Source organism: Psychrobacter sp. JCM 18903 (assembly GCF_000586475.1).
Taxonomy (GTDB): domain Bacteria; phylum Pseudomonadota; class Gammaproteobacteria; order Pseudomonadales; family Moraxellaceae; genus Psychrobacter.
On the sequence record NZ_BAWJ01000019.1, the window covers coordinates 51,189 to 60,306 of the forward strand.

Consider the following 9,118-nt stretch of genomic DNA (forward strand, 5'->3'; position numbering starts at 1 on the left):
ATAAATTTTACAAAATTAACTTGTATTAATGACAAAAACATATTCACGTATATAAACTCTACCTAAATATTTACTTTTATGGAGTGTGTATGAAATGCACTCTAATATAACTAAAACATTGTTTATCTTTCACTTGATTATTAGATTTCGTAATACTATAGTGCGCATATACTAGACCTCTTGAAAAAGTACCAGTTCATTGACTTCCACTGACGGAGTTACAAGGGCTAGCAATGACTTATACAAGAGATCTATTCTTCATTTATCTAAAATTTTACATATCCCTTGTTCTAAATAAGCAGTTATATCACTAAACTAAATATACTATCTCTTCCCAGTAATTATAGGAAATTTACATGCCTTCTTTAGATTTTGAGAAAGAAAAAAATGATTTTAGAGACTATTATTCAAGTAATATTAAATTATTGGAAGGAGCAACAGATTCTTTTAAAACTCTGATAAGCACCTTAATTAATTTCTCTGAAGATATACCTATTTCAAGAATAGAAAGCAGATTAAAAGATAAAGAAGAATGTATAAGAAAATTTAATGTCAAATATCGTAAAAAACTTGAGTCATCTTCTACTGACTATATAATTAAAGATAAAATTACGGACTTAATTGGCATTAGAGTAGTGTGCTTATATGAAGATGATATTGAAAAAATAAAAAACATACTAGCAGACCATTTTTCTATAATAGATGAAACAGATAAAATATCTCAAGTTGAAAGCACTGAAGATTCTTTTGGCTATAAAGGTCTACATTTAGATTTAAAAATTGGAGAGCAAAGACGAGAACTACCTGAATATAAAAAATTTACTAATTTTAATTTTGAAATTCAAATTAGAACAATCACTCAAGATTCATGGAGTGTTTTAGATCATAAGATTAAGTATAAAAAAAGCATTCCAAGCTCACTTAAGCGAAGAATCAATACTTTAGCCGCACTATTCGAACTAGCTGATAGAGAGTTTAAAGAAATAAAGTTAGCAACTGAAGAAGAAATTGCAAAAGTCGAAAGAGAGGAGATTGAAGTTAGTGAAACTACAAAGAATGGATCTACTGGACCAACTGAGAATACAAAAAGCAGTAGCAATGGACGATTGAATGCATTCGGGTTCTTAAAAATAGTAAAACATTTTTTTAAAGACTATGATTTTGAAGACTATAAAGTAGATGGCTTTACGCAAGAAATAGTTGCAGTAGATCCAAACATAACTCGGTCTGATTTTAATGAGTACATGAAAGACAATATAAGTAAAGTGAAACAGTATAAATCATTTTTTGAAAAAGCCTCTGAATCTAATGAAAAATTAAATCCCTTCACTATAATTAGACACTGTTTATATCTCCATAACAAAGAAAAATATTCTTCTTTTCTAACAAAAGTTTCAAAAGAAGCTTTCGATCAATGGCTAATGAAAAACAGCTAGATATAGTATATTCTATATTTCAAACCAAAAAAAAAGGACGCCTCTCAGCGTCCTTTTTTCAAATCAAAACCTTACGTCTTAAAGATTACTCTTCAACGCCAGCATCTTGACCTTTATATTTTGCGTTTGCGTAGTCCCAGTTCACTAGCTTGTCTAGGAACGTGTCGACATAATCAGGACGACGGTTACGATAATCGATGTAGTAAGCATGTTCCCATACATCACAAGTCAATACCGCGATTTGGTCATGTGCAAGTGGCGTGTCAGCGTTAGCGGTTTTGGCGATAGACAGTTTGCCACCGACTTTATCAGCGACTAGCCACGCCCAACCTGAACCGAACTGAGTCAATGCTGCGTTTTTGAACTCTTCACGGAACTTATCATAGCTACCGAAGTCTTCTTCGATTTTAGCTTTTAGATCGCCAGTAGGTTCGCCGCCACCATTGGTTGGCGTCATGCAGTTCCAATAGAACGTGTGATTCCATACTTGGGCTGCTTGGTTAAACATACCTTGCTTGCTGTCATCTTTAGCAGTCGCTACGATGATTTCTGGCAATGTTTTGTCTTCTAGACCAGAACCTGGTAGCAATTCGTTAAGCTTAGTCACGTAGGCATTGTGATGCTTGTCATGATGATACTCTAGCGTCTCGGCACTGATATGTGGCTCTAGTGCGTCTTTTGCGTATGGTAGCTCTGGTAAAGTAATGTTTGACATAGTTATTTTATCCTTGCTGTTTTTAGCCGTCATTTGATAAAAGCTCATTATAGAAACTGAATTTTACGCTATTTTTACATGATAAAAAACACGATAAAATAACGGACTAAATTGGCTGAGTTTATTGTTTGAAATGAATGTTATTGCTTAATACCATTTATTGTTTAACACAGTATCACGTATTATTATGAATCCAAAATTAACTTACTTTTGTTACTGTTTGCTCAAAAACCAAATACTTGATTTCATAAGCATTTATTAACTTAATATTCACAAGCCATAAGATATCATTCACGGTAGCTTGGCGGCTATTATAGCAACAGTGGCGACAAATATCAGTTACCAAATGTTATGGATAACACTGTTAGTATAGCCTTTGGTTGTCTATAGACTAAGCGCAGAATGCCTTGCCATGCCAATCGTACTAGCACTTAGCTGACTGATAAACTGATGAAATTGGCATTAAGATACCGATATAATTTAAAAACCGATCATACTTTCAATAATGATACTTTCACTAACCATATTCTTAATAATGACATAACGGAATGACCCTATGAGCACCACGAATACCTCACGATCCTTCACCCAATCGACCCCTGATAATAAATGGGTGCTCGCCAGTAATAATAAAGGCAAACTGGCTGAGTTTAAAAGGCTGTTTGCCGAGGCAGATTTGGATGTGACAATCATCCGCAGGGTCAGCTCAATATTGACGACGCCATCGAAGACGGGCTAAGCTTCGTAGAAAACGCTATTATTAAAGCGCGTCATGCCAGCCGTATCAGCGGAATGCCTGCGATTGCTGATGATTCAGGACTATGTGTGCCAGTATTAGGTAATGCACCGGGGATTTACTCCGCTCGCTATGCTGGTGAGCATGGTAACGATAGTAAAAACAACGCCAAGCTCATCGCTGACTTGCAGCCTATCCGTGATGCGCAAGCTAACGAGCCTATTAAAGGGTTATTTGTTTGCGTACTGGCGATGGTGCGCCATGCTGATGATCCGCTACCGATTATCGCGCAAGGTCTGTGGCAGGGTGAGATTTTAGAGACAGCGCATGGTGACGGCGGTTTTGGTTACGATCCGCTGTTTTGGTTGCCAGAGTTACAAGCTAGCGCCGCGAGCTTAAGTGCTGCTGATAAAAACCACATCAGTCATCGTGGTCAGGCGATTCAGCAATTATTGGCGCAGTTGCCGTTGTAGATAACCTTAAAACCTATAGTCGATTCAATTTACTCCTTTAGTTATTAATGCTTATACAAGAAAATCTAGCGCAGAGATACAAATCGTAGTTTAAGCGAGATTGACGATGTAGCAGATTCAAAGGGAATGGACGATAAAGAGATAATTTTTACTTTAATAAACAGATAGATTATACTGTTCTACTTTTAAAATTTTGTTGAAAGCCGTTATTTGTCTGTATAATTCACCAAAAAGCGTTATTATGCGGTGCATTAACGGTTTATGATTGATATCTGATAGCGCCTATTACTAAGATAACCGTTCCACATTTTAGTATCAGTCAGCGCCAGTGATGACCAAAGGCGATTGCTCAAGGTACTGACTTTGACATTGCGCGCTATCGCTATCCCCTATTTATTCCAACGGCAACCCATGGTACACGCCCGTAATTTGAGGCACGGTTTGTCTATTACCATTTAACCCTAAGTACTATTTAATCAAACGTACTATTTAATCCTAAAGGTGTAATTAACATGGCTACAGATTTACAAGTCACAACCAACAAGCTATCTAATAAAGAAACCCAATTGACAGTTAAAGTACCTGTCGAAAAAATTCAAAACAAAGTCGAAGGTCGTATTCGCCAAGTTGCGAAAACTGCCAAGATTGACGGTTTCCGTAAAGGTAACGTCCCTATGTCACATATCCGTTCACAGTACGGTGCTGGCATTCAACAAGAAGTCATCAACGATGTGATCCGTGATACCGTTTTTGAAGCGATCAAATCTGAAGACATCCGCGCGTTGGCATGCCTAACATCGACGACGTAAAACTTGAAGATGATTTCTTGGTTTATCAAGCCACTGTTGAAATCTTCCCAGAAGTAGACGTACAAGGTATCGATGAGATCGAAGTTGAGCGTCACACGGCTAAAGTAAGCGAAGAAGACGTCGACACTATGATCGAAAACCTTCAAAAGCAACGTGAGGAATTCGTTGAGAAAAAAGGTAAAGCGGACAAAGGCAATCAAGTAACTTTTGACTTTGAAGGCTCTATCGATGGCGAAAAATTCGAAGGCGGTTCTGCTGAAGACTTTAAACTGGTTATCGGTAGCAACCAGATGATTCCTGGTTTTGAAGCGGGTATCAAAGGTATGAAAGCTGGCGAAGAGAAAGTTATCGACGTGACTTTCCCAGAAGATTATCAAGCTGAGAACCTAGCTGGCAAAGAAGCACAGTTCAAAATCAACGTAAAATTGGTTGAAAAATCTAAGCTACCTGAAATCGACGATGCGTTCCTTGAGCTATTCGGTGTAAAAGAAGGCGGCGTTGAGAAGCTGAAAGAAGATGTACGCAAAAACATGGAACGCGAAATCAAAAACGCTGCGCGTAGCCAAGTTAAGCAAGCGACTTTTGACGCATTGTTAGAAAAGAACGAGTTTGACGTACCAAACGCCATGCTAGAGCAAGAAATTGAGCGTCAGCGCAACATGATGATGCAACGTTTTTCTCAGCAGTTCGGTGCCAATGCTGATAGCTTCGATAAAGACATGCTACCAAATGAGCTATTTGAAGAGCAAGCGCTACGTGCTGCCCGTCTTGGCATCATCGTTGCTCGCGTTATCGATACCAAAGGCTTAGAAGTCGATCAAGAACGCGTTGAAACGTTCATCAAAGAAGCCGCTGAAAACTACGAAGATCCAAGTGAAGTAATCGAGTATTACACCAATGACAAGCAGCAGCGCGCGAACATTGAGTCTGTGGTACTAGAAGACCAAGTAGTTGATTATCTAATCGAGCAAGGTAAAGTAACTGACAAAGAAGTTAGCTACCAAGACCTATTAGCTGCACAGCAACAACAGCAGCAAGGCATGTAATTTAGTGAGATAACTTAGCAATTTGCCATTCAATGGCAAATTGCTAATCTCAATCTAAACATGCTCTAACATAATGCTCTAACATAATGCTCTAACATAATGCTCTAACATAATGCTCTAACGCAATGCTCTAACATATGTGTTAGGGCATTTTTATTGGGGATTTATATGCTATCTTTATGGACAGTTTATCACCAAGCCCCTTGATAAATGGTTACAGACGCCTTATTAATAGCGAGTCAATCATTTTATTAATAGCACTCATGTTATAAATAGAAAATTATTTTTCACATGAAAAAGTTACTATTGCCTCAATAAAAAAGTTACCATTAGCTCAATTATTTTTAGCGATATCTGGCGCTTATTATTTCAGCCAGCGAATATTATTAAAAAGCGGCAACATCTAGCATGATGAGCAGCCATACAAGCGTAGCCGCTCGCTCGCTTCAATCCCTTTATTTTATGTACTTATAAACAGGACATCTTTATGACAGATTATGATCGCATCACTGCCAACCCACATTTTGATATGCTGATGAGTGCGCACAATGACGCACAAGGCATGCAATATACCCAAAGCGCCCCTCAAGCTGCGCATGCAGCATTAGTGCCAATGGTCGTTGAACAATCCTCTCGTGGTGAACGCTCGTTTGATATTTTCTCGCGTCTATTGCGTGAGCGCGTTATCTTTTTGACTGGTCAAGTCGAAGACCATATGGCCAATCTGATTGTTGCACAGTTGCTATTTTTAGAAGCAGAAAACCCAGACAAAGACATTCACTTGTATATCAATTCACCAGGCGGCTCAGTGAGTGCAGGCTTGGCAATCTTTGATACCATGAACTTCATCAAACCTGAAGTGTCAACCATCTGTATGGGCGGTGCTTATAGCATGGGCTCGTTCTTGCTCGCGGCTGGTCAAAAAGGCAAACGTTACTCTCTTGCCAATGCTCGTGTCATGATTCATCAGCCTTCAGGCGGCGCGCAAGGTCAAGCAACCGATATCGAAATTAATGCGCGTGAAATTCTAAAAACGCGTGCCCGTTTAAATGAGATTTTGGCAGAACGTACTGGTCAACCATTAGAGAAAATTGAAAAAGACGTTGAGCGTGACTTTTGGTTAGATGCGAAAGAAGCCAAAGAATACGGTCTGGTTGATGAAGTATTAGAGCGCCGCCCTACTTCTTTATAATTACCGCATAAGAGCAAAAGCTTTGATGGGCATCAAAAGCCTGAGCGTTATACGTTTTGGCTTTGATGTAAAAAATCAAAATATTTGTAAGTTTTAAATTTTAGGAGCGCCTTTTATGGCAGAAGATAACACCCCGCATTGCTCGTTTTGCGGCAAAGCCAAAAGCGATGTACAGCAGCTGATTGCCGCTGACGATGCCAATATCTGTAATGAATGTATTGAGCTATGTACCGATTTGATCGCTGATAGCGCTGAAGATGGCGATGATGACAGCGACATTGATACGTCTTGGGTCAATAAAAAGCTACCAACGCCAAAAGAGCTGCGTGCCAAGCTTGATGAATACGTCATTGGACAAGACGCTGCTAAAAAAGCACTAGCTGTTGCCGTCTATAACCATTATAAGCGTCTAAAAGTTAGCCAAACCTTAGCCAATGACAGCAAAAAAGCGAAGATTGGCGCTGACGATGCCATGGTTGAATTGGCTAAGAGCAATATCTTGTTGATTGGCCCAACGGGTTCTGGTAAGACCTTGCTGGCGCAAACCTTGGCGCGTCTACTGGATGTGCCTTTTGCGATGGCCGATGCGACGACCTTGACCGAAGCAGGTTATGTCGGCGAAGATGTCGAAAACATCGTGCAAAAGCTCTTGCAAGCATCAGATTATGATGTCAGTAAAGCAGAGCAAGGCATCATCTATATCGATGAGATTGATAAAATCAGTAAGAAAGGCGACAACCCGTCTATCACGCGTGATGTGTCAGGCGAAGGCGTACAGCAAGCGTTGCTAAAGCTTATCGAAGGTACGGTCGCTGCCATTCCGCCACATGGTGGTCGTAAGCATCCTCAACAGGAGCTGATCCAAGTTGATACGAGTAACATCTTAATCATCGTCGGCGGGGCGTTTGCCGGTCTTGATGCGGTTATTCAGCAGCGTACAGAAAAAGGCGGTATCGGCTTTAATGCGGATGTCAGCTCAAAAGACGATAGCAAACGCAGCTCAGAATTACTGCAACAAGTAGAGCCTGAGGATTTGATCAAATTTGGTCTTATTCCTGAGCTCATCGGTCGTCTTCCTGTTCTCGCTGCGCTCACAGAGCTGGACGAGGACGCATTGGTTCAGATATTAACGGAACCAAAAATGCCTTGGTTAAGCAATATAAGTATCTATTCGATATGGAAGGCGCTGACATTAGCTTTACCAAAGAAGCGCTCGATGCGATTGCCAAAAAAGCCATGGCGCGTAAGACTGGTGCTCGTGGTTTGCGTTCTATCGTTGAAAATGCGCTCCTTGAGACCATGTACGAGTTGCCTTCTATGAAAAACGCCAAGACTGTCATCGTCGATGAGCAAGTGATTAATGAAGGTAAAACACCTGAAATCATCTTTTCTACCGACGACTTAGAGCAAATAGCGATAGATGCTTAGCGGTTGTTATCAGCTTTATTAAAACTGTCATGGAAGTAAAGGCGTCTAGCATATCTTATGCTAGACGTTTTTTTATGGCTGCTCACTTATGATCTTTTTATGACAGCCAATGTATGGGTAAAGTGACAGCGGCGTCTATCAATCGTTCACAGCTAAAGCCACAAAGCATGCTAAGGTAAATGTGCTACCAACACCTATCACTGATGAAACAAAGGACTGTTTATCATGCTTAACAATGTTACTTCTATCGCAACCTCATTACGTCAACACTTGCCTTTTCATACCACGATAGACCAAGATATTACCCCTTATTATCATAATCATGTCGCGGCTATTACGGGTGCTGGCTCTGGTATGGGGCGCGAGTTGGCTATTCATTTGGTAAAGATGGGCTGCCACGTGGCGCTCTCTGATATCAACGCGGCGCAACTGGCACAGACCAAAGAATTGCTCGTCAGTTATGATATCAAAGCGACCATGACAGTACTTGATGTCTCAGACAATAAAGCCGTGGAAGCGTGGGCAGATAGCGTCATGGCAGACCATGGCAAAGTGAACTTCATCTTTAATAATGCAGGCGTGGCGCTATATTCGACCGTAGAAGGCAGTAGTATTAGCGAGCTTGAATGGGTAATGGACATCAATTTTTGGGGTGTGGTCTATGGCACCAAGGCATTTTTGCCATTGATTAAAAATAGTGTCAAACAAAGCGAATCGAGAAATGGCAGCAAAAAGAACAGATCGCGCCAATTTAACGAGCATGGTCACATCATTAATATCTCAAGCCTGTTTGGCTTGACCGCGCAGCCGTCACAATCTGCGTATAACGCCAGTAAATTTGCTGTACGCGGCTTTACCGAAAGCTTGCGTCAAGAGCTAGATATTCAGCGCTGCGGTGTGTCAGCGACCTGCATCCATCCCGGCGGGATTAAAACCAATATTGCCAATAGTGCCCGTGGCAATGACAGTATCAATGATATTGGCATGCGTACTGGCCCCAAAGCCATTCAGAGCTTTAATAAATTCCTGAAATTTGATGCAGGCCATGCCGCTTGGATTATTTTGCAGGCTGCCGCGACCAATCAACCGCGCTGTCTGATTGGCAACGATGCCAAAATAATCGACGCGGTACAGCGTGTCTTTCCAGCGACATACAGTCAAATATTGAACGATGTCCATAAGCTCTCTCGTAAGCTCAAACCACGCCGCCATAAAAAACCAAGCACACCAAAATAATATATTCTAAGAGTATATGCCCACAAAAAAGCGCTTAAATATTGATA

At 40.5% G+C, this 9,118-nt stretch carries 4 protein-coding genes and 3 pseudogenes; 6 read left to right on the plus strand and 1 reads right to left on the minus strand.

Going from position 1 to position 9,118, the window contains the following annotated elements:
- The first annotated feature begins 356 nt into the window (after nt 1-356).
- Complete coding sequence (locus TT12_RS12405; RefSeq protein ID WP_045455302.1) at nt 357-1,436, plus strand: GTP pyrophosphokinase; 1,080 nt, start codon at nt 357-359, stop codon at nt 1,434-1,436.
- Nucleotides 1,437-1,521: 85 nt separating this feature from the next.
- Here TT12_RS12405 and sodB read toward each other — a convergent pair whose 3' ends face one another.
- Nucleotides 1,522-2,151, minus strand: a complete 630-nt coding sequence (sodB, locus tag TT12_RS12410) for a superoxide dismutase SodB (protein ID WP_045448006.1) — start codon at nt 2,149-2,151, stop codon at nt 1,522-1,524.
- Between the two features lie 556 nt (nt 2,152-2,707).
- Between sodB and rdgB the strand changes: the two are divergent.
- From rdgB to TT12_RS12435, 5 genes and pseudogenes are all read left to right on the plus strand, one after another.
- Nucleotides 2,708-3,360, plus strand: a pseudogene (gene rdgB, locus TT12_RS12415) (RdgB/HAM1 family non-canonical purine NTP pyrophosphatase).
- A 512-nt stretch (nt 3,361-3,872) separates the two neighbouring features.
- Nucleotides 3,873-5,215 (plus strand): annotated as a pseudogene (gene tig / locus TT12_RS12420) (trigger factor).
- A 487-nt stretch (nt 5,216-5,702) separates the two neighbouring features.
- Nucleotides 5,703-6,407, plus strand: coding sequence for an ATP-dependent Clp endopeptidase proteolytic subunit ClpP (gene clpP / locus TT12_RS12425; RefSeq protein WP_270896824.1), 705 nt, complete (start codon nt 5,703-5,705; stop codon nt 6,405-6,407).
- A gap of 115 nt (nt 6,408-6,522) precedes the next feature.
- A pseudogene (gene clpX, locus TT12_RS12430) lies at nt 6,523-7,835 on the plus strand (ATP-dependent protease ATP-binding subunit ClpX).
- A 225-nt stretch (nt 7,836-8,060) separates the two neighbouring features.
- Complete coding sequence (locus TT12_RS12435; protein ID WP_201605137.1) at nt 8,061-9,071, plus strand: SDR family NAD(P)-dependent oxidoreductase; 1,011 nt, start codon at nt 8,061-8,063, stop codon at nt 9,069-9,071.
- Nucleotides 9,072-9,118 lie beyond the last annotated feature (47 nt).

Excerpts from the sequence above, each read along its gene's own strand:
- TT12_RS12405 (WP_045455302.1), top strand. The coding sequence starts at position 357 with ATGCCTTCTTTAGATTTTGAGAAAGAAAAAAATGATTTTAGAGACTAT.
- sodB (WP_045448006.1), bottom strand. The coding sequence starts at position 2,151 with ATGTCAAACATTACTTTACCAGAGCTACCATACGCAAAAGACGCACTA.
- clpP (WP_270896824.1), top strand. The coding sequence starts at position 5,703 with ATGACAGATTATGATCGCATCACTGCCAACCCACATTTTGATATGCTG.
- TT12_RS12435 (WP_201605137.1), top strand. The coding sequence starts at position 8,061 with ATGCTTAACAATGTTACTTCTATCGCAACCTCATTACGTCAACACTTG.